The organism is Alcaligenes phenolicus (genome assembly GCF_032063905.1).
Classification (GTDB): Bacteria; Pseudomonadota; Gammaproteobacteria; order Burkholderiales; family Burkholderiaceae_B; genus Alcaligenes; species Alcaligenes phenolicus.
Genome location: NZ_DAMBOE010000004.1, coordinates 350,460 through 376,834, shown reverse-complemented (window position 1 = coordinate 376,834; position 26,375 = coordinate 350,460). Strand labels below are relative to the sequence as shown.

The 26,375-nt window shown below is 56.9% G+C and carries 23 protein-coding genes; 18 read left to right on the top strand and 5 right to left on the bottom strand.

Going from position 1 to position 26,375, the window contains the following annotated elements; genetic code table 11:
- Positions 1 to 90: 90 nt before the first annotated feature.
- From U2949_RS11380 to map, 4 genes are read right to left on the bottom strand one after another with little or no spacing between them, the layout of a single operon-like run.
- Entirely contained in the window at positions 91 to 591 is a 501-nt protein-coding gene (locus U2949_RS11380; RefSeq protein ID WP_257722593.1) for a disulfide bond formation protein B, read from the bottom strand.
- Between the two features lie 4 nt (positions 592 to 595).
- Positions 596 to 1,309 carry a MarC family protein gene (locus tag U2949_RS11375; RefSeq protein ID WP_026483289.1) on the bottom strand — a complete coding sequence of 238 codons (714 nt, stop codon included), beginning with the start codon at positions 1,307 to 1,309 and terminating at the stop codon, positions 596 to 598.
- Positions 1,309 to 3,888: a [protein-PII] uridylyltransferase gene (locus U2949_RS11370; RefSeq protein ID WP_026483288.1), complete on the bottom strand. Its 2,580-nt coding sequence runs from the start codon at positions 3,886 to 3,888 to the stop codon at positions 1,309 to 1,311. The genes U2949_RS11375 and U2949_RS11370 overlap by 1 nt, the downstream gene beginning before the upstream one ends.
- 3 nt (positions 3,889 to 3,891) lie before the next feature.
- Positions 3,892 to 4,695, bottom strand: a complete 804-nt coding sequence (gene map, locus U2949_RS11365) for a type I methionyl aminopeptidase (RefSeq protein ID WP_026483287.1) — start codon at positions 4,693 to 4,695, stop codon at positions 3,892 to 3,894.
- A 609-nt stretch (positions 4,696 to 5,304) separates the two neighbouring features.
- Here map and rpsB point away from each other — a divergent pair.
- From rpsB to U2949_RS11280, 17 genes are all read left to right on the top strand, one after another.
- Positions 5,305 to 6,054, top strand: a complete 750-nt coding sequence (gene rpsB / locus U2949_RS11360; protein WP_021446553.1) for a 30S ribosomal protein S2 — start codon at positions 5,305 to 5,307, stop codon at positions 6,052 to 6,054.
- 111 nt (positions 6,055 to 6,165) lie between these two features.
- Complete coding sequence (tsf, locus tag U2949_RS11355; RefSeq protein WP_009457016.1) at positions 6,166 to 7,044, top strand: translation elongation factor Ts; 879 nt, start codon at positions 6,166 to 6,168, stop codon at positions 7,042 to 7,044.
- A 93-nt stretch (positions 7,045 to 7,137) separates the two neighbouring features.
- Positions 7,138 to 7,854 (top strand): UMP kinase, encoded by a 717-nt coding sequence (gene pyrH / locus U2949_RS11350; protein ID WP_003799741.1) that lies wholly within the window; start codon positions 7,138 to 7,140, stop codon positions 7,852 to 7,854.
- Positions 7,855 to 7,873: 19 nt separating this feature from the next.
- Positions 7,874 to 8,434: a ribosome recycling factor gene (frr, locus tag U2949_RS11345; protein ID WP_009457015.1), complete on the top strand. Its 561-nt coding sequence runs from the start codon at positions 7,874 to 7,876 to the stop codon at positions 8,432 to 8,434.
- A 25-nt stretch (positions 8,435 to 8,459) separates the two neighbouring features.
- Positions 8,460 to 9,224 carry a polyprenyl diphosphate synthase gene (gene uppS / locus U2949_RS11340; RefSeq protein WP_321287827.1) on the top strand — a complete coding sequence of 255 codons (765 nt, stop codon included), beginning with the start codon at positions 8,460 to 8,462 and terminating at the stop codon, positions 9,222 to 9,224.
- Between the two features lie 13 nt (positions 9,225 to 9,237).
- Positions 9,238 to 10,092 (top strand): phosphatidate cytidylyltransferase, encoded by an 855-nt coding sequence (locus U2949_RS11335; protein WP_026483286.1) that lies wholly within the window; start codon positions 9,238 to 9,240, stop codon positions 10,090 to 10,092.
- A 40-nt stretch (positions 10,093 to 10,132) separates the two neighbouring features.
- Positions 10,133 to 11,335 carry a 1-deoxy-D-xylulose-5-phosphate reductoisomerase gene (locus tag U2949_RS11330; protein WP_026483285.1) on the top strand — a complete coding sequence of 401 codons (1,203 nt, stop codon included), beginning with the start codon at positions 10,133 to 10,135 and terminating at the stop codon, positions 11,333 to 11,335.
- 11 nt (positions 11,336 to 11,346) lie between these two features.
- Positions 11,347 to 12,669, top strand: a complete 1,323-nt coding sequence (rseP, locus tag U2949_RS11325) for an RIP metalloprotease RseP (protein WP_321287779.1) — start codon at positions 11,347 to 11,349, stop codon at positions 12,667 to 12,669.
- A gap of 52 nt (positions 12,670 to 12,721) precedes the next feature.
- Positions 12,722 to 15,064: an outer membrane protein assembly factor BamA gene (gene bamA / locus U2949_RS11320; RefSeq protein ID WP_009457011.1), complete on the top strand. Its 2,343-nt coding sequence runs from the start codon at positions 12,722 to 12,724 to the stop codon at positions 15,062 to 15,064.
- A gap of 61 nt (positions 15,065 to 15,125) precedes the next feature.
- Positions 15,126 to 15,680, top strand: coding sequence for an OmpH/Skp family outer membrane protein (locus U2949_RS11315; RefSeq protein WP_003799754.1), 555 nt, complete (start codon positions 15,126 to 15,128; stop codon positions 15,678 to 15,680).
- A 6-nt stretch (positions 15,681 to 15,686) separates the two neighbouring features.
- Entirely contained in the window at positions 15,687 to 16,820 is a 1,134-nt protein-coding gene (lpxD, locus tag U2949_RS11310) for a UDP-3-O-(3-hydroxymyristoyl)glucosamine N-acyltransferase (protein WP_257722590.1), read from the top strand.
- Positions 16,821 to 16,832: 12 nt separating this feature from the next.
- Positions 16,833 to 17,288: a 3-hydroxyacyl-ACP dehydratase FabZ gene (gene fabZ, locus U2949_RS11305; protein ID WP_003799758.1), complete on the top strand. Its 456-nt coding sequence runs from the start codon at positions 16,833 to 16,835 to the stop codon at positions 17,286 to 17,288.
- 3 nt (positions 17,289 to 17,291) lie between these two features.
- The gene (gene lpxA, locus U2949_RS11300) at positions 17,292 to 18,080 is read left to right on the top strand and encodes an acyl-ACP--UDP-N-acetylglucosamine O-acyltransferase (protein ID WP_021446558.1); all 789 of its coding nucleotides are present in this window, start codon (positions 17,292 to 17,294) and stop codon (positions 18,078 to 18,080) included.
- Between the two features lie 77 nt (positions 18,081 to 18,157).
- Positions 18,158 to 19,339, top strand: coding sequence for a lipid-A-disaccharide synthase (gene lpxB, locus U2949_RS11295; RefSeq protein WP_321287818.1), 1,182 nt, complete (start codon positions 18,158 to 18,160; stop codon positions 19,337 to 19,339).
- Entirely contained in the window at positions 19,336 to 19,941 is a 606-nt protein-coding gene (gene rnhB, locus U2949_RS11290; protein WP_026483281.1) for a ribonuclease HII, read from the top strand. The genes lpxB and rnhB overlap by 4 nt, the downstream gene beginning before the upstream one ends.
- A gap of 10 nt (positions 19,942 to 19,951) precedes the next feature.
- Positions 19,952 to 20,734: a TrmH family RNA methyltransferase gene (locus U2949_RS11285; RefSeq protein ID WP_009454126.1), complete on the top strand. Its 783-nt coding sequence runs from the start codon at positions 19,952 to 19,954 to the stop codon at positions 20,732 to 20,734.
- Positions 20,735 to 20,992: 258 nt separating this feature from the next.
- Positions 20,993 to 22,441, top strand: a complete 1,449-nt coding sequence (locus U2949_RS11280) for an amidase (RefSeq protein WP_321287774.1) — start codon at positions 20,993 to 20,995, stop codon at positions 22,439 to 22,441.
- 199 nt (positions 22,442 to 22,640) lie between these two features.
- On the opposite strand, the gene ppsR is transcribed toward U2949_RS11280, so the two are convergent.
- A complete protein-coding gene (gene ppsR, locus U2949_RS11275; RefSeq protein ID WP_009454124.1) occupies positions 22,641 to 23,474 on the bottom strand; it encodes a posphoenolpyruvate synthetase regulatory kinase/phosphorylase PpsR in 834 nt (277 codons plus the stop codon).
- 169 nt (positions 23,475 to 23,643) lie between these two features.
- Between ppsR and ppsA the strand changes: the two genes are divergently transcribed.
- The gene (gene ppsA, locus U2949_RS11270; RefSeq protein ID WP_021446560.1) at positions 23,644 to 26,010 is read left to right on the top strand and encodes a phosphoenolpyruvate synthase; all 2,367 of its coding nucleotides are present in this window, start codon (positions 23,644 to 23,646) and stop codon (positions 26,008 to 26,010) included.
- Positions 26,011 to 26,375 lie beyond the last annotated feature (365 nt).

Genomic DNA, 26,375 nt, shown 5'->3' with positions numbered 1-26,375 from the left:
TGGATGTAAAAACACCCCATAAATCGGATTTGCGTCCGGTTTGTGGGGTGTTACGCAATCAGGCGAGTTTTATCGTGCTGATTGAAGTGCTCAGGTACCACGACGCTTGAACAAGGTCAGCAGCAAGCCCAGACCAAGAATGACGAACAGCGCCAGGCTCCAGTACGCATATTCAATCCCCAGCAGTGGCTGACGTGCGTCCATGCAGGAAGCATAGATACCAAACAACCAAGGCAGGCCGCTTTCCAGGCCGGACTGGGTAATGAAGCGATCAGCAAAGGTCTGGTCGCAGCTGAACAAATGCTGTGCCACAGAAACCTGATACCAGGCGGCCAGAATGCCACCTACAGAGGTTGCCAGACCCAGCAAGCTGGCGAAGGTAGAGCTGCGCTGATGCCCCAACTGACGCAACACACCAGCAACCAGGCTGAATACGCCCAGCACAATGAAAATCAGGCGCTGCAGGACGCACCAGGCGCAAGGCGGGATGCTGAATACATGCTGGGAAAGCAGTGCAATGCCTACGCCGGAAAAGGCGAGCAGGGCGATCAGATAGTAGGGTGCAGCGGACTGGCGGGAGGATGCGGCCATGGTATCAAGAGGAACTTAAAGAATGAAAGGTAGATGCTTCGTGCAGCAAACCCAGGAAAAGTTCATGGAAACCGGCCCAGGTAATTTGCACGCCCAGGCATAAAAGAATAAAAGCGGACAGGCGCATCACGACAGCCGTGCCATTTTTACCCAGTTTGTACAGAAATTGCGATGCAAAACGTAAGGCTAGAAACACGATAAAACTGGCCGCAGCAATAGCTGGCAGCGCGCCAGCCAGCTTGCTCATGGTGCCGGTGACCGAATTGTCATGCAAGGTCGCCCCTACCGTCAGTGCTGCAGACAAGGAGCCGGGGCCGCAGAGCATGGGGAAGGTCAGGGGGTAGAAGGCTTTGGAGCGAATCTGTTCCCAGGAGTAGGACTCGGCCATGTTCTGGGCGTGCGCCGCATCAAAGTCCGAGGCGTTGATCAATCGCCAGGCCGTGCCTATGACCAGCAAGCCCCCGCCAATACGAATGATGGGCAGGGAAATGCCAAAGAAATTCAGCACGATATTGCCCGCCACCATGGCAATGGCCAGCATGATGAAAATATTGATGGCGACTTTCTTGGCAAGGCGGGCACGATCAGGCACGCTGGCGCCTTCGGTCAGGGTCAGAAAGATGGGGGCAGCCGCAGGCGGGTTCAGCATGGGCAATAGCGTCGCCAATGCAAACAGGAAGCTGCGGCTGACATCAGCAAATACGGAGGAGAGTTCCATTAAGACGGGGTGGCTTGTTGAGAGAGGGCTAAACGTACATCGCGCTCCAGGCGCAATTGATTACGGTTCTGTTCCAGTGCGGCACCACTCAGGATGAAGACGTCTTCAACGCGGTCGCCCAAGGTCATGACTTTGGCCGAGCGCAGTCGCACGTCGTGATGCTCGAATACCTGGGCGAGACTGTACAACAAACCGCGCCGGTCTGTAGCACTTAGCGTCAAAATCCAGTCCTGCCCTTGCTCTTCCTGACGCAGATCCACGGTGGGCTGAATGGGAAAGACCCGAGCCCGGCGGGAGCGGATGTCACGGTAGTGGTCGTGCGGGGGCTCGCTAGGGAGCAGGTCTTGCTGGAGTGCCTGGCATAACTCGGTTTCGATCAGCAAAGGGTCACGCCGCAGGGCGTGGTCATAGGCGGGCAGCATGACGATGAAACTGTCCAGTGCCCAGCCGTGGCGAGTCGTGTAAATGCGAGCGTCCTGAATGCTGACGGCCTGGCTGTCAAAGTAGCGACAGATGCGCAAGAACAGGCGGCTGGCGTCCTTGGTGTAGACCAGCACTTGCAGCGCATCGGTTTGTCCGGCTGGACGTATGCGCACCACCGGTGTCGGGCTGTGGGACTGGTGGTAGAGCTGGATGGTGTGCCAGGCGATTTCACTGGCGTCGTGGCGCAGGAAATAGGGCTTGTCCAGCCATTGCCAGAAGTCCTCGCGAGCTTCGTCCAGCAGACCGGCCAGACGAATTTCGCCAGCGGCGTCACGCTTGCGTTGATCCAGTACGGACACGCCATCCTTGGCCTGACGTCCTAAGGCTGCCAGTGACAGCTTGTACAGGTCTTCCAGCAGCTTGCCTTTCCAGGAGTTCCATACCGTTGGGCTGGTGGCCCGAATGTCGGCGACAGTCAGCAGGTACAGGGCAGTCAGGCGGCGTTCCGTACCTACGGTTTGCAGGAACTGGAAAATGACATTCGGGTCGCTCAAATCACGTTTCTGAGCCACTTGCGACATGGTCAGGTGCTCGCGCACCAAAAACACCACCAGCTCTGCGTCTACCGGCATCAAGCCGTGATCCTGGCAAAATGCCAAGGCGTCCTGTGCACCCAACTCGGAGTGATTGCCGCCACGTCCTTTGGCAATGTCGTGAAAGAGGGCGGCGATATATAGCAGCCAATGGCGATCAAAACCACTCATCAGCTGATTGGCCATGGACAGTTCTTCACTGTGCTCGGCCATGGTGAAGCGGCGTAGATTGCGTATGACCTTCAGCGTGTGCTCGTCCACAGTGTAGGCGTGAAACAGGTCGTGCTGCATCTGTCCGACGACGCGTCGAAATACCGGTAAATAGCGCGGCAGCAGGTTCAGCAGATTCATCAGCCGCAAGGTATGCACGATTCCTTTGTTCTGCTGCAGGATTTCCAGAAACAGACGTCGATTCCGAGGCTCGGCCCGGAACTTGGCATCGATCAGGCGGCGTGCATGCCAGAGGGCTCGCAAGGTATCGGCTTTCAGGCCGCGCAGATTGGGCTGTTGCTGCAAATGCAGCATGGCCACAAAAATCAAAGAGGGGTCTTGCTCGAAGCCATCAGGCTGACGCAGTTCCAACTGTCCATGATGAATCTGGAAGTGGCCGTCCAGAATCAGCGGTTCCTGATCGGTTTGCGGGAACAGGTGTTCCTCGATGCTGCGCATCAGGATCAGATTGAGCTGGCTGACAATCTTGGCGGCCCAGTAGTAACGCTGCATCAGCAGTTCGCTGGCGCGTCGGGTAGCCGTGGGTTGAAAACCGTAAATTTCAGCCAGACGTGGTTGCAGGTCAAACAGCAGTCTGTCTTCGGCGCGGCCGGTCAGTAGATGAAGCTCAATGCGCAGACGCTTGAAGGCTTCTTCCACGCGTTGCAGAGCTTTCAGCTCGGATTGCGTCAGGAGTTCGGATTGCGCGACATCCACCCAGCTGCGTCCCAAACCCGCTGCCCGTGCCATCCAGAGCAGCACCTGCAGGTCGCGCAAGGCGCCAGGAGACTCTTTGCAATTGGGTTCCAGGGAGTAGGGGGTGTCTTGCAGATGCGCATGACGCTGCTGCTGTTCGGCCTGTTTGGCCAGGAAGAAAGCTTGCGGGTCCATCTGGCTTTGCAGTTGCTGTTGGGCATGGCGTAGCAGCAATCGGGAACCCGACAGCCAGCGGCTTTCCAGCAAGGCGGTTTCGGTGGTGATGTCCTGGCTGGCTTGTTCCAGGCATTGGGCGGGCGTGGCCACATTATGGCTGGGAGCCAGACCGATATCCCACAAGGCGGCGACCAGTGCCTGAATCCGGTCTATATCCTCTGCATTGGGCTCGCGCTGCAACAGGATCAGCAAGTCCACATCCGAATGCGGATACAGCTCCCCGCGACCATACCCCCCCAGGGCCGCCAGGCTGGCTTGGCGGGGCAGGGGGTAACGGACCAGAAGTTCACGCAGACCTTGGTCGCAAATCTGGCACAGGCTTTTGAGCAGGCGATCGCAATGCAGGTCTTGCCTGAAGCGCTCGTAGGCCCTAGCCCGGCGGCAAGCAATTCTGTCGCGAAGCTGGGCCAGGAAAGACATGGTTCAGGCCTTGCCGATGATGGCTGGAGGGGCAGGCATGCCGGGCGAGACGGTCAGTACTTCGTAGCCGGTATCGGTTACCAGCACCGCGTGCTCCCATTGGGCCGACAGGCTGTGGTCGCGGGTCACCACAGTCCATTGGTCAGCCAGAGTGCGCAGTTCGCGACGACCGGCGTTGATCATGGGCTCGATGGTGAAAATCATGCCGGGTTCCAGTTTTACGCCGGTGCCGGGTTTGCCGTAGTGCAGCACTTGCGGGTCCTGGTGAAATTTCTGGCCCACACCGTGGCCGCAGTATTCGCGCACAACGGAAAAACCTTGTTTTTCAGCGTGTTGCTGGATGGCGTGGCCGACATCACCCAGGGTGGCGCCGGGTTTGACTTGGTCAATGCCCAACCACATGCATTCGTAGGTGGTTTCAGTCAGGCGGCGGGCCAGGATGCTGGGCTCGCCCACGTAGTACATACGGCTGGTGTCGCCAAACCAGCCGTCTTGAATAATGGTGACGTCCATATTCAGAATGTCGCCATTTTTCAACACTTTATCGCCGGGAATGCCGTGACAGATAACGTGGTTGACGGAGGTGCAAATAGAGCCTGGAAACGGTGGGTAGCCAGGAGGCGCGTAGCCTACGGTGGCGGATTTGACCCCCAGTTCATTGATGCGCTCCATGCACAGGCGATCCAGTTCGCCGGTCGTGACACCTGCTTTGACAAAGGGAGTCAGGTAATCAAGGATGGATGCCGCGGTCTGGCAAGCAGCGCGCATTTTTTCGAGATCAGTGGGGTCTGTGACGAGAATACTCATAGCAACTTGAACAGGTCTATTGAAAAATAGTAGAATTATAGGCTTTTGTGAATTTTGCAGTTACGCGCCGTCCCGTTTGGGGCGATCGCGTGTCGCGGAACACCGCGCCAAATCTGGGCTTTCCTGTTTTGACCGGCTTTTTTGGACCGCCTGAATTTTCAGGCTGGATGAGTCAAGCCAGGCATCAGGAAATCGTGTCCCAAGATTGGAAGCAGCCTCGGGCCATGGCCAGCCAGCAAAAACAAGCAGAATTCACAACACATACAGGGTCAGCACAATGACAAGCGTTGCGAAAGCAACAGGGGCAGCAGCCCGGTTCTTGTTCAAGTGATGCTGACCAAGCAATCCTCTAGGATACACCTGCGAACAGTGCCCTGTATGCAGGCGGTAGCCAGAAAAGTTTCAGGCTCGGGCCCGGATGGCAGATATCTTGTCTGCCTGCAGGCGTGAGTCCGTTGCAGTGCAGGCGTTCGCTCATGTTGAGCAACGTTTTTATGTTTTTAGTTGTAAATCGCGTGACTGTCCGTCTCGGGGTGTCTGGAATGCAGCACAGGCTGCGGCCCTTACCGGATACCGGGCAGTTACAAGACCAAACCCTTGGAGAACTTTATGTCTTTAATGCGTGAAATGCTGGAAGCTGGTGTGCACTTTGGCCACCAAACCCGTTACTGGAACCCCAAGATGGCTCCGTTCATCTTCGGCCAGCGTAACAACATCCACATCATCAACCTGGAAAAAACGGTTGTTCAGTACGAAGAAGCAACCAAATTCGTGCGTCAACTGGCTGCTCGTGGCGGCAACGTGCTGTTCGTAGGCACCAAGCGCGCTGCTCGCGAACTGGTGGCTGCTGAGGCCGAACGTTGCGGCATGCCTTACGTCGACAGCCGCTGGCTGGGTGGCATGATGACCAACTTCAAAACGGTCAAGACTTCCATCAAGCGTCTGAAAGAAATGGAAGCTCAGATGGCTGAAGGTCGTCTGGAAACCATGAGCAAGAAAGAAGCCTTGATGTTCGAACGCGAACTGGAAAAGCTGAACAAGGCCATCGGCGGTATCAAGGACATGAACAACCTGCCTGACGCCCTGTTCGTGATCGACGTTGGCTACCACAAGATTGCCGTGGCTGAAGCCCGCACTCTGGGTATCCCCGTTGTGGCCGTGGTTGATACCAACCACTCGCCAGAAGGTCTGGATTACGTGATCCCTGGTAACGATGACTCGGCCAAGGCTATCGCTCTGTACGCTCGTGGCATGGCTGACGCCGTGCTGGCTGGCCGCGAACAGAACCTGAACGGTCTGGTTGAAGAAATCGCCGCTGACGAAGAGTTCGTCGAAGTTCAGGCTGACACCCAGGAGTAACAGGTTCACCGCTGTCTGCCGGACACCATCAGTTGTCATGGCAGACAGCTACAGTGACCCTTCGTATCGCCCCGGCTTGCCGGGGCATGTTCTACAGAATTGGAGAAAACCGTGGCTCAAATCACCGCATCGATGGTTAAAGAATTGCGCGAGAAAACCGACGCGCCCATGATGGAATGCAAAAAAGCACTGACCGAAGCCGACGGCGATATGGCACGTGCTGAAGAAATCTTGCGCGTGAAGCTGGGCAGCAAGGCTAGCAAAGCAGCTACCCGCGTTACCGCTGAAGGCCTGGTTTCTGTTTACATCGCTGACGATGCCAAGACCGGCTCCGTAGTTGAAGTTAACTGCGAAACCGACTTTGTTGCCAAGAACGATGACTTCATCGGCTTTATCAACGACGTCGCTCAACTGGTCGCCAAGAACAACCCGGCAGATCTGGCCGCTTTGGCTGAACTGCCACTGGCCGACAGCAATGTCGAGACCGTGCGCGCTGCTCTGGTTGGCAAGATTGGTGAAAACATCTCTATCCGTCGCTTCCAGCGCTACGAAACAGCCGGCCAACTGGCCAGCTACGTTCACGGTGGCAAGATCGGCGTATTGGTTGATTTCGCCGGTGGCGACGAAGAAGTGGGTAAGGATCTGGCCATGCACATCGCTGCGACTCGTCCTAAGGCGATGGACGCTTCGGGTGTTGACGCAGCCGAGATCGAAGCCGAGCGCTCCGTGGCTGCTCAGAAAGCCGCTGAATCCGGCAAGCCTGCTGACATCGTCACCAAAATGGTTGACGGCGCTGTTGCCAAGTTCCTGAAAGAAGTGACTCTGCTGAGCCAGCCTTTCGTCAAGAACGACAAGCAAAGCGTGCAGCAAATGCTGGACGAGAAAAAAGCATCGATCGCTGGCTTTACCCTGTACGTTGTGGGTGAAGGCATTGAAAAGCGTGTTGAAGATTTCGCCGCTGAGGTAGCTGCTGCTGCCGGCCAAGCCTAATCTAGCTTGTTTTTTCAGGGCAGGCACCGTAGTGGCGGTGCCTGCCCTGCTGCTTTACACTCTCTTCTGTCTTCGTCACTTGGAATCCCACCCATGACTACCCCTCATTACAAACGTGTTCTGTTGAAGCTCTCCGGCGAAGCGCTGATGGGCGAGGACTCGTTCGGTATTAATCGCAGCACAATCATTCGCATGACGGAGGAGATCGCCCAGGTTGCCCAGTTGGGGGTACAGCTGGCTATCGTGATTGGCGGGGGCAATATCTTTCGCGGCATCGCTCCAGGTGCCCAGGGCATGGATCGTGCGACAGCCGACTACATGGGCATGATGGCTACCGTCATGAATGCGCTGGCCTTGCAAGATGCCTTGAAGCACCGTGGCCTGGATGCCCGTGTGCAATCTGCCCTGAATATCGAGCAGGTCGTAGAGCCTTACATTCGTCCCAAGGCACTGCGTTACCTGGAAGAAAACAAAGTTGTTATTTTTGCAGCCGGTACGGGCAACCCGTTCTTTACCACCGATACGGCAGCGGCCTTGCGCGGCGCTGAAGTGGGTGCGGAAATCGTACTGAAAGCGACCAAAGTCGACGGCATCTACAGTGCCGATCCCAATAAAGACCCAGGTGCGACGCGTTACTCGCGTATCAGCTTTGATGAGGCTATCGTACGCCGTCTGGAAGTGATGGATGCGACCGCCTTTGCCTTGTGTCGCGATCAGAAACTGCCGATCAAAGTGTTCTCCATCAACAAGCCCGGCGCCTTGACGCGCGCGGTCTCTGGTGAAGATGAAGGCACCCTGGTTCACGTTTAAAGTTATAGGAATTTAGTCCATGAGTCTTTCCGAGATTAAAGCATCGACCGACAGCCGGATGGGTAAGTCCCTCGAGTCTCTCAAGACAGGCCTGGCCAAAATTCGCACTGGCCGTGCTACTGCAGGCTTGCTGGATCACATTCAGGTTGAGTACTACGGCTCCATGGTGCCGGTCAGCCAGGTGGGCAACATCACGGTGGTGGATGCTCGCACGCTGAACGTGCAAGTGTGGGAAAAGCATATGGCTGGCCCGATTGAAAAAGCCATTCGTGACAACGAGCTGGGTCTGAACCCCATCTCGATGGGCGAGAGCATTCGTGTGCCCATGCCCGCGCTGACCGAAGAGCGCCGTCGTGATCTGGCCAAGGTGGTGCGTGGCGAAGGCGAAGATGCCAAGGTCGCCATTCGCAACCTGCGTCGTGACGCCAATGACACGCTCAAAAAGCAAGTCAAGGACAAGGAAATCTCCGAGGACGACGAGCGCCGCGCCCAGGACGAAATCCAGAAGCTGACCGACAAGTATGTGGCGGAAGTCGACAAGCTGATCGCCCAGAAAGAAGCCGAGATCATGACGGTCTAACGGCTTTTGCACAGGTGGCTAGGTGATTTCTTTCAGTTCTACCCAAACTATTCCGGAACACGGTCAGGTTCCTGGCCACCTGGCGATTGTCATGGACGGCAATGGACGATGGGCGACCCGTCGTCTTTTGCCACGCACGGCAGGGCACTTGCGTGGTGTACAAACCGTCCGGCGCATTGTCGAGGCCTGTGGCGAGCTCGGCGTGCGTTATTTGACCCTGTTTGCGTTCAGCTCCGAGAACTGGCGACGCCCTCCTGAAGAGGTGTCTCTGTTGATGGGGCTGTTCGTCAAGATGCTGCAAAAAGAAGTGGCAACACTGAAAAAAAACGGCGTCCGACTTCATGTTATTGGTGAGCTATCCGCATTTAGCGAAGAATTGCGCGGGCTGATTGCCGACGCAGAAGAACAAACGCGTGATAACGACACCTTGCATTTGACGATTGCCGCCAATTACGGTGGTCGTTGGGATATTTTGCAGGCGACCCGAAAGGCGCTGGCTGCCAATCCCCATTTGGTCGATCATCCCGAACAACTGGATGAGGCCATGTTCAGTCCCTATTTGGCGATGTCTTACGCCCCCGAACCGGATCTGTTCATCCGCACGGGCGGAGAGCGCCGCATTTCCAATTTTTTGATCTGGCAGATGGCCTATACCGAACTGTACTTTACAGACGCGTACTGGCCGGATTTTGACCGGGCGCAGCTGGAGCAGGCCTTCGAGTGGTATCGTGGGCGCGAGCGGCGCTTTGGGCGCACCAGTGCCCAGGTGCAGGGTAGCCCCGCGCCTTGACGGAGCCTTATCTATGTTGAAACAACGAGTCATCACCGCCCTGATCCTGCTGGTCATTCTGGGCGCGGCCATGCTTGCCCCCGTGCGCTGGCCATTGCTGGCTATTTTTGTCCTGATGAGTACGCTGGCTTGCTGGGAATGGGAGCGCCTGAGCCTGTCCCAGGAGCAGCAGCGTTGGGCCTGGCCCCTGGCCTTGCTCAACGGTGCCTTGATGCTGTGGCTAAGCGTGCACTGGTATCACACCGGCCCGCAGGGGCAGGCGGCTGATTTGGTCTACCGTGGTCTGGTGCCCCTGATGGCGGCCTTGTGGGTCGTAGGCGCTACCGGGCTGGTGCTGCAAGGTCAGGCGACCCAGCGCACGCAAGGGGTCTTGCTCAGCGTGATGGGTGTACTGGCTCCTTTGGTCGCCTGGGCCAGCCTGTATCTGTTTCTGCATACGCAGGGCATTGTCTATGTGCTCTCCTTGCTGGTCCTGATCTGGGTGGCGGATATCGCTGCCTACTTCGCGGGTCGTGCCTTTGGTAAAGCCAAGCTGGCCCCGCGTGTCAGCCCTGGCAAGACCTGGGCTGGAGCGCTCGGTGGTATGGTTGCCGCTGCTGCATGGATGTTGATCAGCGCAAATTGGGCCGGCAGTTTCGGTGCCGATGTGCAGCAGCGCTGGGGCTGGGTCGCCACGGCTGCTTTGGGCGTTGCGCTGGCGGGTCTGTCTATCGTGGGTGACTTGTTCGAGTCCCTGCTCAAGCGTCGTGCCGGTGTTAAAGATTCCAGTCAATTATTGCCCGGTCATGGTGGGGTGTACGACCGTATCGACGCCTTGCTGCCGGTTGCTCCCGTGGCCTTGCTGCTAAGTGGGGCGTGGCTCTTTTAGTCCTGCGTGGATTCAAAGTGTTTGCGTCAAGGAAGAACTCATGAGTTTCCAGCATGTATGTGTGTTAGGGGCCACTGGCTCTATTGGTATCAGCACACTGGATGTGATTGCTCGTCATCCCGATCGGATGGCGGTTTATGCCGTGAGCGGCCACACTCGGATGGAGCTGTTGGCCGAGCAAGCTCGTAACAGCGCAGCCCGTGTTGTCCTCGTGCCGGATGAAGCCGCGCGTAGCCGCTTTCTGGCCGCGTGGCAGGGCGGTGCCTTGCCAGAGATTCGAGTAGGTGCTCAGGCGCTGGCCGACACGGCTGCCGATCCGCAAGTCACTACTGTCATGGCCGCGATTATCGGCGCCGCAGGTTTGCCCTCGGCCCTGGCCGCTGCCCGTGCCGGCAAGCGTGTGCTGCTGGCTAATAAAGAAGCGCTGGTTGCGGCAGGTCGTATCTTCATGCAAGCCGTGCAAGAGGGTGGGGCGCAGTTGATGCCCATTGACTCTGAACACAGCGCCATCTATCAATGCCTGGCGGGTGAGCTGCCTCCAGAACCCGGTCAACCAGTCGCTGCTTTGCGTCGTCTTTTGGTAACCGCTTCCGGCGGCCCTTTCCGCTCGCGCAACCTGTCCGAGCTGGAGGCAGTGACCCCCGAGCAGGCCTGCGCGCATCCTAACTGGAGCATGGGCCGCAAAATTTCGGTGGATTCGGCCACCATGCTGAATAAAGGTCTGGAGGTCATTGAGGCACACTGGCTGTTCTCTGTGCCTGTTGACCAGATTGATGTGGTGGTGCATCCGCAAAGCGTGATTCACTCCATGGTCGAGTACATAGATGGTTCCGTCATGGCGCAATTGGGTCAGCCTGACATGCGTACGGCGATTGCCTACGGTCTGGGCTTTCCGGAGCGTTTGTATAGTGGTGTAGGCTTGCTGGATCTGGCCACAATGGGACGTCTGGATTTTGAGCAGCCCGATTTTCTGCGTTTCCCCTGTCTGCGACTGGCCTATGATGCCTTGCGCAGCAGTCAGGCCGCCTGCGTGACCTTGAACGCCGCCAATGAAATCGCCGTAGACCGCTTCCTGGAACGGCAGATTGGCTATACTCAGATTCCGGCTGTGATCGAACATTGCCTGGACAAGCTCAATGGTCGTGCCAGCCAGGCCTTGGATGCTCTGGACGGGGTCTTGGAGCTCGATAGCGAAACCCGTTCGCTGGCGCTGGATTACTGCCGAAGCTCTGCGCGTATTTAACAGGAATTAACATGCTCTTTACCGTGCTGGCTTTCTTGGTAGCGTTGGGCGTGCTGGTGACCTTTCACGAGCTGGGCCACTACTGGGTGGCCCGTCGTTGCGGGGTGCGGGTAGAGCGGTTCTCGATTGGTTTTGGCAAGGTGCTGTACCGCCGTTTTGACAGGAATGGTACTGAGTGGGCCGTCTCGGCCTTGCCCTTGGGCGGCTATGTCGCCATGCAAAATGATCCGCCTGCTCATGCCACGCAGGCCCAGATCGACGAATCTTTCAACTACAAACCCCTGCGACAACGCGCCGCGATTGTGCTGGCCGGCCCGATGGCCAACCTGATTCTGGCCGTGGTGATCTATGCCTTTGTGGGCTTGCTGGGTACTCAAGAGCCTATTGCGCAAATTGGCCCCGTTCCAGAAGGGACACCCGCCGCACAAGCTGGTTTCGAGGCTGGAGATCGCCTGATCTCGGTCGATGGCAAGCCGGTGGACTCCTGGTTGCAGGCGCGTTGGGCCTTTATGGACGCCTTGTCCTCGGGCGGCGAGCTGGAAGTGGGCGTCAAGGACCCGCTGGGACAGGAACAAAATCGTTACTTGAGATTACCGGCGGGCGAGATTTTGCCGGACGGGCAGGACTTGATGGCCCAGGCAGGATTGGTACTGCGTCCGGCGCGATCCATCGTCCAAGAGGTGTTTAAAGATACGGCAGCCGAGCAGGCAGGCCTGCGGGAGGATGACCTTATTGTCCGGCTGGATGATTTGATCGAGCCCGGGATCACGGCTTTCGTTCAAAAGGTGCAACAATCCGCAGGCAAGACACTGGAGCTTGAAGTGCTGCGGGACGGCGAAATTCAACGCCTGCTGCTCACCCCCGAAGGCGATGCCAATGCGCAGGGGCGCATCGGCGCAAAAGTGGCTATGGATATGCCCATGACGCTGGTGCGTTATGGGCCGATCGAGAGTGTGGAACGCGGATTTACCCGTACCGGGCAGACCTTCTGGTTCTCTTTGAAGATGATCGGGCGCATGATTACGGGGGAAGTCTCTGTACGTAATGTCAGCGGGCCGGTTACTATTGCGGATTATGCGGGCCAGACAGCACGTATTGGCTTGATCGCCTACCTGAATTTCCTGGCCCTGATCAGTATTAGCATCGGTTTACTGAATTTGTTACCCGTACCTATGTTGGACGGGGGGCATCTACTGTACTATGCCATCGAAGCTGTGCGCGGCAAGCCCGCTTCGGAGCGTATGATGCTTGTCGGTCAGCGCCTGGGCCTGGCCTTGTTGGCCCTGCTGATGAGTATTGCTTTTTTTAATGACATCACCCGCCTTTTCAGTTGAGGGCGGGTGGCATACAATTTCCAACCATTTGACCGACCAAGGATTGTCCAGGATGTCGTTTAGCCGGAAACCTACTTTTGCGTTGCGTGTTCTGCCCGTATTGGTGGCAAGTCTGCTTGCTCCCGCCTTGGCGAATGCATTTGCACCGTTTGTCGTGCGCGATATTCAAGTCAACGGCATCCAGCGGGTCGACCCCGGCGCCGTGTTCTCGTCCTTGCCTGTCAAGGTCGGTGAGTCTTTCTCGGAAGAGCAGGCCGCAGACGCGATTCAGCGTTTGTACGCCACGGGCTTTTTCAGCGACGTGCAAATTGACACCAGCACCAATGTGCTGATCGTCAACGTCAAAGAGCGCCCAACCATCGCGTCGGTGTCCTTTAATGGCATGCGTGAGTTCGATGCGAAGAATATTACCAACTCCCTGGCTCAGGTTGGCTTTGGAGAAGGCCGGGTTTTTGACCGCTCCATGCTGGAACGGGCCGAATTCGAGCTGAAACAACAATACTTGTCCAAGGGCAAGTACGGTGTGGAAATCACGCCCATCATCACGCCCTTGCCACGTAACCGCGTCGGTGTCAGCTTTGACATCTTTGAAGGCGGTCTGGCCAAGATCAAGGAAATCCGCATCGTCGGTACGGAAGCCGTCTCGCAAGGTGACTTGCTCGATCAGATGGAACTGACGACCTCGGGCATGATGACCTGGTACACCGGCACCGATAAGTACTCCCGCGAGAAGCTGGAAGGCGATATGGAGCGCATCCGCTCCTACTACCTGAACCGCGGCTTTCTGGAGTACTCCGCCGAGGCACCTCAGGTTTCGATTTCCCCGGATCGCAAAGATATTTTCATCACCTTGACCATCCATGAAGGCCAGCCCTACAAGCTGAGCAGTGTGAAGCTGGCGGGTGATCTGCTGGGTCTGGAAGACAAGATCCAGCCTCTGGTTCAGCAGAAAGAAGGCGAGGTCTTCTCCTCGGACAAAACCAGCGCCACTGTGAAATCGATTACCGAATACCTGGGTGGCCTGGGTTATGCGTTTGCCAATGCCAACCCGAATCCGGTTCTGGATCGCGAAAATCATACGGCTGACTTGACCTTCTACGTCGATCCTGGTCGTCGCGTGTATGTGCGTCGTATCGAGGTAGGCGGAAACGTCCGTACCCGTGATGAAGTGGTACGTCGTGAAATGCGTCAGCAAGAAGCGGCCTGGTATGACTCGGACGCCATCAAGTTCTCGCGTGACCGTATTGACCGTCTGGGCTACTTCAACGAAGTGGACGTGAACACCAAGCCTGTGCCCGGTTCGCCTGACCAGGTCGACGTGAACGTGGACGTGAAGGAAAAGCCCACCGGCTTGGTTAACCTGGGTATTGGTTACGGATCCACCGACAAGTTGATGTTGTCGGCAGGTATCAGTCAGGACAACATCTTCGGTAGCGGTAATAGTCTGTCCTTGCAGGTCAATACCAGTAAGGTGAACCGTGCGGCGGTGATCAGCCACACCAATCCTTTCTGGACGGGTGACGGCATCAGCAAAACCACCTCGATTTACTACCGTCGTACCACGCCTTACCAGTCCAATGATGGTTGGGGTGATTACCAGAACACCGCAATTGGTGCGGGCTTGAACTTTGGCGTGCCTATTTCCGAGTACGACCGTATTTTCATGGGTGTGAACTTTGAGCAGAACAAGCTCTCACGCCTGAGCCCCCAGTACACGCCACGTGCCTATCAGGATTACGTGAATGAGTACGGTGAGCGCACCAATACGTTTATTTTTAATCTGGGTTGGTCCAAAGATACCCGTGACAGCGCGATTGCTCCCAACAAGGGTAGCCTGACTAGCCTGTCGGCGGATATGGGTACCGTGGACCTGCGCTACTACATGCTGCGCGCCAGCCACCAGCACTACATTCCATTGGGTCGTGCGTATACATTGGCTCTGAATGGTGCCATTGACTATGGTCGCAGCATTGGTGGCAAGACCTTCCCGGTCATCAAGAACGTATACGCCGGTGGTATCGGTTCGGTACGTGGCTATGAAGGCGCATCCTTGGGTGGTCGAGACACCTTGACCGGTGACTACCTGGGTGGTTCGCGTCGCATGATCGCCAACGCCCAGCTGTACCTGCCTTTCCCGGGCGCGTCACGTGACCGCACGTTACGTTGGTTTGTCTTTGCCGATGCCGGTAAGGTCGACAACACTAGCGGTGGTTGTGCAATGGGTCGCCCTGATCGTTTGTCGGAAGACCCATGCGGTTGGAAGTACGCTGCAGGTCTGGGCTTGTCGTGGGAATCCCCGCTCGGTCCTTTGCAGCTGTCCTACGGTCGCGCCTTGCGCGCCAAGGAAGGTGACGACAAACAAGCCTTTCAGTTCCAGATTGGTACCGCTTTCTGATGTTCGTGTTTAGTGGCACAATTGCACTATTCTGCAGCCTAATTAGCAAGGTAGATTTTCCATGAAGTCAAACATCGCATTAAAACTTACAAACATCGCCCGCAGCTTGTCGCGTGGCAATAAAGCGCTCGTTCTGGCTGCCGCGCTGGGTGTCGGTGCCATGACCGCTGCACCTGTTGTTCAGGCACAGACCAAAATCGGTTTTGTCAGCACAGAGCGTATCCTGCGTGATTCCAAGCCCGCCAAAGCTGCCCAGACCAAAATCGAAGCAGAATTCAAGCGTCGCGACGAAGAACTGGAGCGCATGGCCAACAACCTGCGTTCGCAAGCTCAGAAATTCGACAAGGACGCTCCTGTGCTGTCCGAGTCCGACCGTGTGAAGCGTCAGCGTCAGCTGGCTGATCTGGATTCCGATTTGCAGCGCAAGCGTCGCGAATTCCAGGAAGACTTCAACCGTCGCCGCAACGAAGAGTTCTCGGCCATTGTTGAGCAGGCTGATGCCGCCATCAAGCGTATTGCTGACTCCCAAGGCTACGACCTGATCATTCAGGACGCCGTTACGGTCAGCCCACGTGTGGACATCACCGAGGAAGTTCTGAAAGCACTGGGCGGTTGATGCACTATGCCGGTATTGCTGAACGTTGATCAGGCTGTACAGCTGTCTGAACTCATAGACGCCATCAACAAGACCGGACTGGATTGCAAGCTGCCAGAAGGCATTAAAGAGCCTATGCCCCGGATTCGGGGCCTAGGCTCTTTGCTTTCTGCGGGCCCGGAGGAAATCAGCTTTCTGTCCAATCCCAAGATGCAGGATCTGCTGGAGCAGACTTCTGCTGCGGTGGTGATCCTGACACCACAAGTCTATGAAGGCCTGGGCTTTGCACCGTCCTTTATCCCGGTTTTGTGCTCGCAACCTTATCTGATGTACGCGCTGCTGGCGCAACGCTTTGATCAGGTACGCATGGCGGATTTGCCCCAGGGCATTCATCCCAGCGCAGTGATTGATGCCAGCGCTGAGTTGGGCGAAGGCGTGTCGGTCGGGCCATTCTGTGTTATCGAGGCCGGTGTCAAGATCGGACGGGGCACCCGTTTGGGCGCACATTGCGTAATTGGCGCAGGCTCCACCTTGGGTCAGGATTGCTTGCTGCACGCACGTGTCACTCTTTACCATCAGGTGCATATTGGCGCACGCGCCATTCTGCATTCGGGCGTGGTGCTGGGCGCGGACGGTTTTGGCTTCGCACCGGATCCCGTGAAAGGGAAGGGGGCGTGGGCCAAGATCGCGCAGATCGGTCATGTACGTATTGGTGACGATGTCGAAATCGGTGCCAATACGACGGTGGACCGTGGCGCACTGGACGACACGGTGCTGGCCAACGGCGTCAAGCTGGATAACCAGATCATGATCGGTCACAACGTGCAGGTCGGCGAACACACCGCCATGGCGGCGTGTGTGGGGGTGGCCGGCTCTACCCGGATCGGGGCACGTTGTACGATTGCCGGGGCAGCGATGCTCTCGGGACACCTGGTTCTGGGGGACGACGTGCACGTCTCTGGTGGTACGGCTGTCACTTCCAACATCAGCCAGCCCGGACGTTATACCGGGGTTTATCCTTTTGCAGGACACCAGGACTGGCAGAAAAATGCTGCCGTGTTGGGACAATTGAGCGGTTTGCGCCGTCGCCTGCGTTCTTTGGAACGTCAGCAGGCGGATGGGGCAAATGAATCATCTGAACATATCAATAAACAAAAATAAGCAGGACAGGACATGGAACTCGACATTCGACAAATTATGGATCGCCTCCCTCATCGTTACCCGATGCTGTTGGTCGATCGCGTCTTGGAACTGGTGCCCGGCAAGAGCATCGTCGCCATTAAAAACGTGTCGATGAATGAACCCTTTTTTACAGGTCATTTTCCGCACATGCCGGTGATGCCTGGGGTCTTGATCATTGAAGCCATGGCTCAGGCAGCCGCACTGTTCTCTTTTACCGATCCCGAGGATCCGTACGCCAAAGTGGACAACAAACTGGCCTATTACCTGGTCGGTGTGGATGGCGCGCGTTTCCGCAAGCCCGTGATGCCAGGCGATCAGTTGCGTCTGGAAGTGACGGCTGACCGCATCAGTCGCGCTTTGTGCAAGTACACAGGCCGCGCCCTGGTCGATGGCCAAGTGGTTGCCGAAGCCAAAATTATGTGTGCTATCCGTCAATTGGAAGAATAGTTTATGCGTATTCATGAAACGGCCATCATCGAAGCAGGCGCTCAGCTTGCAGATGATGTCGAGGTCGGGCCTTACAGTATTATCGGGCCCAATGTCACGATAGGGGCGGGCACCAAAGTGGGCCCTCACTGCGTGATAGATGGCGTGACCACGATTGGTCGCAACAACCATTTCTACCGTTTCTGCTCTATCGGCGGCATGCCGCAGGACAAGAAGTACGCTGGTGAACCGACTCGCCTGGAAATCGGCGATGGCAATATGGTTCGTGAGTACGTCACCATCAATACCGGTACGGTGCAGGATGTGGGCGTGACCCGTGTGGGCAATGACAACTGGATCATGGCCTACACCCACATTGCTCATGATTGCCAGATCGGCAATCACACGATTATCGCCAACAGCGTCCAGCTGGGCGGCCACGTACATATTGGTGATTGGGCCATTCTGGGCGGTTTGACTGCCGTGCACCAGTTCGGTCGTATCGGTGCGCACAGCATGATTGGTGGTACCAGCTCGGTGCGTCAGGATATTCCTCCTTACGTGATCGGCGCAGGTGATCCTTTCCGCCCTGTCGGTGTGAATAGTGAAGGCCTGGGCCGTCGCAACTTCTCGGCTGAAGCGATTTCGGCGGTGAAGGAAAGCTACAAGCTGCTGTATCGTCGCAAGCTGACGGTGGAGCAGGCGGTAGAGCAAATGCAAGCCTTGCAGGAAACGCAGCCTGACTGCCGTGCAGCGGTTCAGGTCATGATCGACTTCTTGAATGACTCCAGCCGGGGTATTTGCCGACCATGAGCAGCGCCTCCAGCCCATTAGCGGCACGTTCAGACGGGTCGGGGCAAACAGGGGCCAAGCGGGATCTGCGTATAGGAATGGTGGCCGGGGAGCCGTCTGGCGACTTGCTGGCAGCTCGCATCATTCAAGGGCTGCGCCAGGGCAGTCCTGGCGTGCAGGTAGAAGGCATAGGTGGCCCCGAGATGGCCGCCCAGCAATTTCACCAATACTATCCCATGGACGCCTTGACGGTATTTGGTTACGTCGAGGCGCTCAAACGTATTCCGGGTCTGGTCTCCACCTATTTGGGCATGCGCAATCAATGGTTGCGGCAGCGTCCCGATGTGTTTGTGGGTATTGATGCCCCGGACTTCAATTTGCGCCTGGAGCATCGTTTGCGTCAGGCTGGTGTGCCTACGGTGCACTTTGTGGGGCCCTCGATCTGGGCCTGGCGTTACGAGCGTATCCACAAAATCCGCGAAGCGGTTTCCCATATGCTGGTGCTGTTTCCTTTCGAGACCGAGATCTACGAAAAGGAAGGCATTCCGGTGACCTATGTGGGCCATCCCTTGGCAGCGAATATCCCTTTGCAGCCGGACAAGGCCGACGCTCGTCGTCGCCTGGGTTTGCCCGAGACCGGCCGTATTCTGGGCGTGTTGCCTGGCAGCCGCTCCTCCGAGGTCAAGATGCTGTCGCCGCGCTTCTTGCAGGCCGTACAGATACTGCAGGACCAGGACCCGGATCTGATGATTCTGGTGCCCATGGTCAATCCCAAGCGCCGTCAGGAATTTGAAGAGGCTCTTGTTCAGCATCCTATCCGTAACTTGCACATTATTGATGCCAACACAGCGGGTATTCGTCAGCCGGATTCGGAAGGCGTGGTCCGTCCACCCGCCTGGACGGTGATGGAGGCCAGTGACGCGGTGCTGGTGGCCAGTGGTACCGCCAGCCTGGAAACGGCCTTGTACAAGCGTCCTATGGTTATTTCGTATGTGCTCAGCCCCATGATGGAGCGCATCATACGTTGGAAGTCCGGCCAGGACAGACCGTATGTGCCTTGGGTAGGCTTGCCTAATGTGCTGGCTCGCGATTTTGTCGTGCCCGAACTGCTGCAAGAAGATGCCGAGCCCAGGAAGCTGGCGCAGGAGTGCTGGAAAGCCTTGAGCGATCAGGATTATGTGGCCCATATCGAGCAGGTCTTTACCGAGATGCATTTGACCTTGCGTCGGGATACCCCCGCCTTGGCGGCCGAGGTCATTTTGAATATGGCGCGTGCATGAAGCAGCTGGATTTATTAGTTAGTGATGTCTCGGCAGGTTTGGTGGCGGGGCTGGACGAAGCAGGGCGTGGTCCCTTGGCTGGTCCCGTTTTTGCCGCTGCCGTTATTCTGGACCCGAACAATCCTATTGAAGGCCTGAACGACTCCAAGAAGCTGACCGCCAAGCGACGTGAAGCCCTGGCTGTGTTGATCAAGGAAAGAGCCTTGGCCTGGGAGATTGCCAGTGCTAGTGTGGCAGAAATTGATGACATCAATATCTTGCACGCGGCCATGTTGGCGATGCAACGAGCCTGTAATGGTCTGAGCGTCAAACCCGAACAAGCTTTGGTGGATGGCAATCGCATTCCAGGCGGTCTGTGTTGTCCCGCAGAAGCCATCATCAAGGGTGACGCCAGCCATGCCGCCATTGCGGCTGCATCGATTTTGGCCAAAACAGCGCGGGATGCGGTCTGCCTGGAGCTGCACCGAAACTATCCCGAATACGGTTTCGACCAGCATAAAGGCTACGGGACGGCCTTGCATTTGGATCGTTTGTCCCAGCACGGGCCTTGTCCCGAGCATCGTCGAAGTTTCGCGCCGGTACGCGCATCTTTAGTTAGGTAAGTTGAAGACAATGAGGCTGATTGAATCCAAAGATAATGCGCTATTCAAACGAGTACAGCGCTTGGCTCACGATAAGCGCGAGCTGGATGGGGGCGATCAGCTGATTTGGTTGGAAGGCATTCATTTGTGCCAAATGTGGCTGGAGCGCCGTGGCTTGCCGGAATTGGCTGTTTTCGAGATGGACCGCCACTCCGACGAGTTGCTGGAGCTGGCGCGTTTCTTGCCAGGCCATAGCAGCGTCACCTTCAATGCCACTTTGATGAATGCAGTCTCCCAGGTCGGCCAGGGGCAGGGCATAGGCTTTATTGTCCGTGTGCCTCGTGGACAGACCTGGACGGCTCCCACGAAACGCGCCATCTTGCTGGATCAGGTGCAAGATCCGGGCAATGTAGGAACGGTACTGCGCACCGCTGTGGCGGTGGGTCTGGAAGCGGTGTATCTGACACCGGGCTGTGCCAGCGTGTGGTCGCAGAAGGTGCTGCGTAGTGCGCAGGGTGCTCATTTCTCCATTCAAATCCATGAGCAGGTCGATGGCGTAGCATTGCTTGAACAAGCGGCCTTGCCGGTGCTGGTGACCTCTCTGGGCCCGGATACCCAGGACCTGTACGAATCCAGCCTGCCAGACCAAGGGATTTGGGTTTTTGGCAATGAAGGGCAGGGTGTCAGCCCGGCCTTGCTGGCCAAGGCGAATCAACGCTTGTTCATTCCCCAGGCGCCCGGTGTTGAGTCCTTGAACGTGGCCATTGCCACCGCGCTGTGCCTGTACGAGCAACGTCGTCAGCATAGCCGCTAGTTCCAGCGGCTTTATTGCACAGCATCAAGCAGAGTTAGCCTGTATGCGCTAATTCTGTCTTGATCTAGCACTTGTCTCTACTTGTAAAATCAAGTAAATCATCTAGTAAGGCACCTGCTTATCGGTACGCTAGCACGGAGTGCCTGGCGCAGTAGGCGCTTGTCTGCTAGCGGCTCAGGCAGAGTCGTCTTTCCCTCCCTTTATCGCTGCATCGTTGTATCCGGCTGGATTCCTAATCTTTTTCAGATGAGGTCAACAATGAAACTTAGCGAATACGCGACCTATGATGCCCTGGCTCTGGCTGAGCTGGTCGCCAAGAAACAAATCAGTGTTCAAGAATTAGGCCAAGTGGGCAAAAAAGCCGTAGACACCTTGAACCGTAAAATCAATGCGGTTGTAGAGAGCTGGGACGGGGAAGTTGATCCCCATGCCGACCGGGACTCCGTACTCTACGGCGTCCCGTTTTTGATTAAAGATTTGGCGATCACCATGAAGGGCAAGCGCTACGAGCTGGGCAGCAAGCTGGCGCAAGACATGGTGATGGATGCGGACAGCACCCTGATGAGCCTCTACAAGGAGGCGGGACTGGTCACGCTGGGGCGCACGACCACCTCGGAGTTCGCCATCAGTACCACGACGGAAGCGCGCTGCGTAGGCCCTACGCTGAACCCCTGGAACCCGGCTTTTAATGCTGGCGGCTCTACAGGAGGTTCGGCCGCTGCAGTGGCGGCAGGGATGGTGCCAGTGGCGCATGCAACCGACGGCGGCGGTTCTATTCGTGTCCCTGCAGCAGTGAACGGTCTGTTTGGTTTGAAGCCCACTCGGGGGCGTGTCTCCAGCGGTCCTCAGCAAGATGAAGTGTGGAGTGGTCTGCTCGCCCACCTGGGTGTCAGCCGCAGTGTGCGAGACAGTGCGGCCTTGCTGGATGCGATTAGTCGTCCCGGTATCGGCGAGCCCTATTACACCGCAGCGCCCCCGCAGAGCTTTTTATCGGCCGTCAAGAAGAATCCGGGCTCCTTGCGTATCGGCTTGATGATGGACCCGCCCAGCGGCGATAAAACCCAATCTGCCATAGCGGCCAAGGCGATTGATATGGCCTCGGTGTTGGAGTCCTTGGGCCATCAGGTGGAGCCCCTGGTGTTTGATTCCGGCGTCAGTTGGGAGGCTTTTGTGCACGCCAATGCCCAGTTCTGGAACGTGAATACGGCTGCATGGATAGACAGCATTGCCGCGGCGACAGGACGCCCGGTGAACGAGGAGTATCTGGAACAGGCCACGCTGGCGGCCTACGCCTATGGCAAGAAAATTAGCGGGATTGATATTCTGGGGGCGATTGCCGTGCGTAATACAGTCACACGGAATCTGGGGGCGTATTTCCAGAAGTACGATGTGCTGATGACACCCACCGTGCCTACGCTGCCCATGAAGGTGGGCGAGTACAACAAGGTACAGGATCAGGTGGATGGCCTGGGCTGGATTGCCCACGTCTTCCGGCAAGCGCCTTTTGCTGCTTTGGCCAATATCAGTGGTTCGCCCTCCATGTCCGTGCCTGCTGGGCAGGATGTGGCCACCTCTTTACCCATAGGCATGATGTTTACAGCCGGCTACGGTCAGGAGTGCCTTTTGTTCGGGCTGGCTGGGCAACTGGAGCAAGCCTTGCCTTGGGCCGATCAGCACCCGCAGGTTTGGGTGGGCAAGCTGGACTAAGAGGGGGCAAGAACAGTGGATGCAAGCCGGTATAGGCAAACCGACACCCGTAGAGGCGCAAGCGGATGCGCAGCAGACCTGATACCGTACCCGCAGCAAACAAAAAGGCCTGAGCCAGGTATCACACCGGGTTCAGGCCTTGATGTTGAGGCTGTCCGAATACGCCCGAAGGGGAGCGCTTGGACCAGGAGTTCAATCCTTAGTAGGAGCGGCGGTCCAAACCGACATCATCCAGAATCTTGGTGGAGATTTCCTCGATCGACTTGGTGGTGGTGGACAACCAGGGGATGCCTTCCATACGCATCAGGCGTTCGGCTTCGGCCACTTCCATGCGGCACTGTTCGATGGTGGCGTATTTGCTACCCGGACGGCGTTCATTACGCACTTCGGACAGGCGATCCGGATGAATGGACAGGCCAAAAATCTTTTTCCGGTAAGGAGCCAGCGTGGCGGGCAGGGTGCCGCGCTGGAAGTCTTCGGGAATGATGGGGTAGTTGGCGGCCTTGACGGCATACTGCATTGCCAAGTACAAGCTGGTAGGCGTTTTTCCGCAGCGGGAGACACCCACCAGGATCACGTCGGCTTGTTCCAGACCGTTCACGTACTGACCATCGTCGTGCGCCAGGCTGAAGTTGATGGCCTCGATGCGGTTGTTGTAGCGCTTGGACATGCCACCGGAGTGCGAACGGCCCACGGAACGGCTGGATTTCACCCCCAGGGCGCGTTCAATGTGTCGTACAAAGGCACCAAACAGGTCCAGGAAGGTGCAGTTGGCCGCGCCAATGATGTGCGCCATCTTGGGGTCAACCAGGGTGCTGAAGACCAGAGGCTGCTGGCCCTGTTCCTGGGCGCATTGGTTGATGCGATCAGCAACAGACTGGGCTTTCTCGATGGTATCGATGAAGGGGATCCGGATGGCCTGAAATTCGAATTGAGCGAATTGCGACAGGACGGAGTTGCTGAAAGTTTCGGCGGTAATGCCCGTGCTGTCGGAAACGACAAAGACGGTACGCTCAATAGGAGAAGAAGACATGGAATAAGTCGTGCACAATGCTCGGGAAACGGTACAATTTGCAAGATTACCATTTACCGCTCGAATCGGGGGATGGAAAGGCAGGTTTGCTTAGGACAGATCACACAGACAGCGCCGCTGGGATCACTGCCTTAAGCAAACACGCTTTTTTTTCTATTCAAGGTGACTTATGTCTTACGTAATTGGTTTCGACAAGCTCCGCATGACGGACGTCGACACAGTGGGCGGTAAAAACGCTTCGCTGGGTGAAATGATCAGCCAGCTGGCGGACGCCGGTGTGCGTGTGCCAGGTGGCTTTGCCACAACAGCCGAAGCATTCCGCGTTTTCCTGAAAAACAAGGATCTGGACAAGCGCATTCAGCAGCGTCTGGACGCGCTGGACGCCGACGACGTACGTGAACTGGCTGCTGCCGGTGCCGAAATCCGTCAGTGGATCATCGACACTCCGTTCCCGGCCGAGTTTGAACAAGCCGTACGTGACGCGTTTGCTGAGCTGGACGCCGATGGCAAAGGTTCCTTTGCCGTGCGTTCTTCCGCAACCGCCGAAGACTTGCCTGACGCTTCCTTTGCCGGTCAGCAAGAAACCTACCTGAACGTGGTGGGCATTGACGAGGTGCTGAGCAAGATTCACCACGTGTTTGCTTCCCTGTACAACGACCGCGCTATTTCCTACCGCGTGCACAAGGGCTACGCCCACGCTGAAGTGGCTCTGTCCGCTGGTATCCAGCGTATGGTGCGCTCCGACAAGGGCAGCGCCGGCGTGATGTTCACCCTGGACACGGAATCGGGCTTCAAGGACGTGGTTTTCCTGACCTCCTCCTACGGCCTGGGCGAAACCGTGGTGCAAGGTTCGGTCAATCCGGACGAGTTCTACGTGTACAAGCCAACGCTGGCTTCCGGTCACTACCCCATCATCAGCCGCCGTATCGGCTCCAAGCTGATCAAGATGGAATTTGACGAAGGTCGTACCACCGATCACGCTGTACGTACCGTGGACGTGCCCGTGTCCGAGCGCAATCGTTACTCCCTGAGCGACGAAGAAGTGATCGAGCTGGCTCGCTACGCCACCATCATTGAAAAACACTACCAGCGTCCCATGGACATCGAGTGGGGTCGTGATGGTATCGACGGCAAGATCTACATCCTGCAAGCCCGTCCTGAGACGGTTAAGTCCCAGCAAGGCAGCAACGATGTGCAAGAGCGTTACCGCCTGAAAGCCACCGGCGACGTGCTGGTCACAGGCCGCGCCATTGGCCAGAAGATTGGTTCGGGTAAAGTCCGTATCGTGGCGGATGCCTCCGAGATGGATCTGGTCAAACCCGGCGACGTGCTGGTGACCGACATGACGGACCCAAACTGGGAACCCATCATGAAGCTGGCTTCGGCTATTGTCACCAACCGTGGCGGCCGTACCTGCCACGCGGCGATTATTGCTCGCGAGCTGGGCATCCCTGCCGTGGTCGGTTGCAACAACGCCACAGACGTGCTGAAAGAAGGCCAGGAAGTGACGGTATCGTGTGCTGAAGGCGACGAAGGCCGTATTTACGACGGTCTGCTGGAAACCGAGATCGAAGAAGTCAGCTGGGGCCAAATGCCCGAGATCGGCCTGAAAGTCATGATGAACGTGGGTAACCCACAACTGGCTTTCGACTTCTCGCAAATCCCGAACGATGGTGTGGGTCTGGCTCGTCTGGAATTCATCATCAACAACAACATCGCGATTCACCCCAAAGCCGTTCTGGACTACCCCAATGTGGATAGCGACCTGAAAAAGGCGGTGGAATCGGCGGCTCGTGGCTACGCCAGCCCACGTGCTTTCTTCGTGGAAAAACTGGCTGAAGGTATTGCGACTCTGGCCGCTTCCTTCTACCCCAAGCCCGTCATTGTGCGTTTGTCGGACTTCAAGTCCAACGAATACCGCAAGCTGGTGGGTGGTTCGCGCTACGAGCCCGAGGAAGAGAACCCAATGCTGGGCTTCCGCGGTGTGGCTCGCTACCTGTCCGAAGACTTCGCAGAATGCTTCAAGATGGAATGCGAAGCCCTGAAGAAAGTGCGCGACGAAATGGGTCTGACCAACGTCGAAATCATGGTGCCATTCGTGCGTACCCTGGGTCAGGCAGAGCGTGTGGTTGAGCTGCTGGCTTCCCACGGTCTGGCTCGTGGTGAAAACGGCCTGCGCCTGATCATGATGTGCGAAGTGCCTTCCAACGCCATTCTGGCCGAGAAGTTCCTGCAGTACTTTGACGGCTTCTCCATCGGCTCCAACGACATGACTCAGCTGACCCTGGGTCTGGATCGTGACTCCGGTATGGAACTGTTGGCTGCTGACTTCGACGAGCGCGACGAAGCGGTGAAGTTCATGCTGAGCCGTGCCATCAAGGCATGTCTGGCACAAAACAAATACGTCGGTATTTGTGGCCAAGGCCCCAGCGACCACCCTGATCTGGCCAAGTGGCTGAGCGAAGAAGGCATTATTTCGCTGTCGCTGAACCCCGACACGGTTGTGGACACCTGGCAGCGTCTGGCCAAGGCCTAAGGACTAAGACCTAAGCCACTGCCAGGGAAACGTCTCTGCTAGTACGCTGGTCAAGCCAGTCAAGACTCAACACCCCGACATGGAGCTTCCATGTCGGGGTGTTGTCGTTTTGGGGGCGTATCTTTTGCCTGCGCTTCTGTTATCGCTCTTTGCCCGTGCTTGGGCGATTTCGTTTTTTGCTTCTTTTAGCCTAAGAGTGTGTCTATGTTGCCGTATTGGCAGGCTGGAGTTGGTGTGCGAGCTTGTACAGGTATCGCCGAGTGCTTGTGGTGTAGGGCAGGGAGAAGTACAGGTTCGATCTTGACGACCGGCACCGATCAGGGGCAGGGCGCTGGTGAAAGGTAGTGATGGGGAAAAGGGAGTCG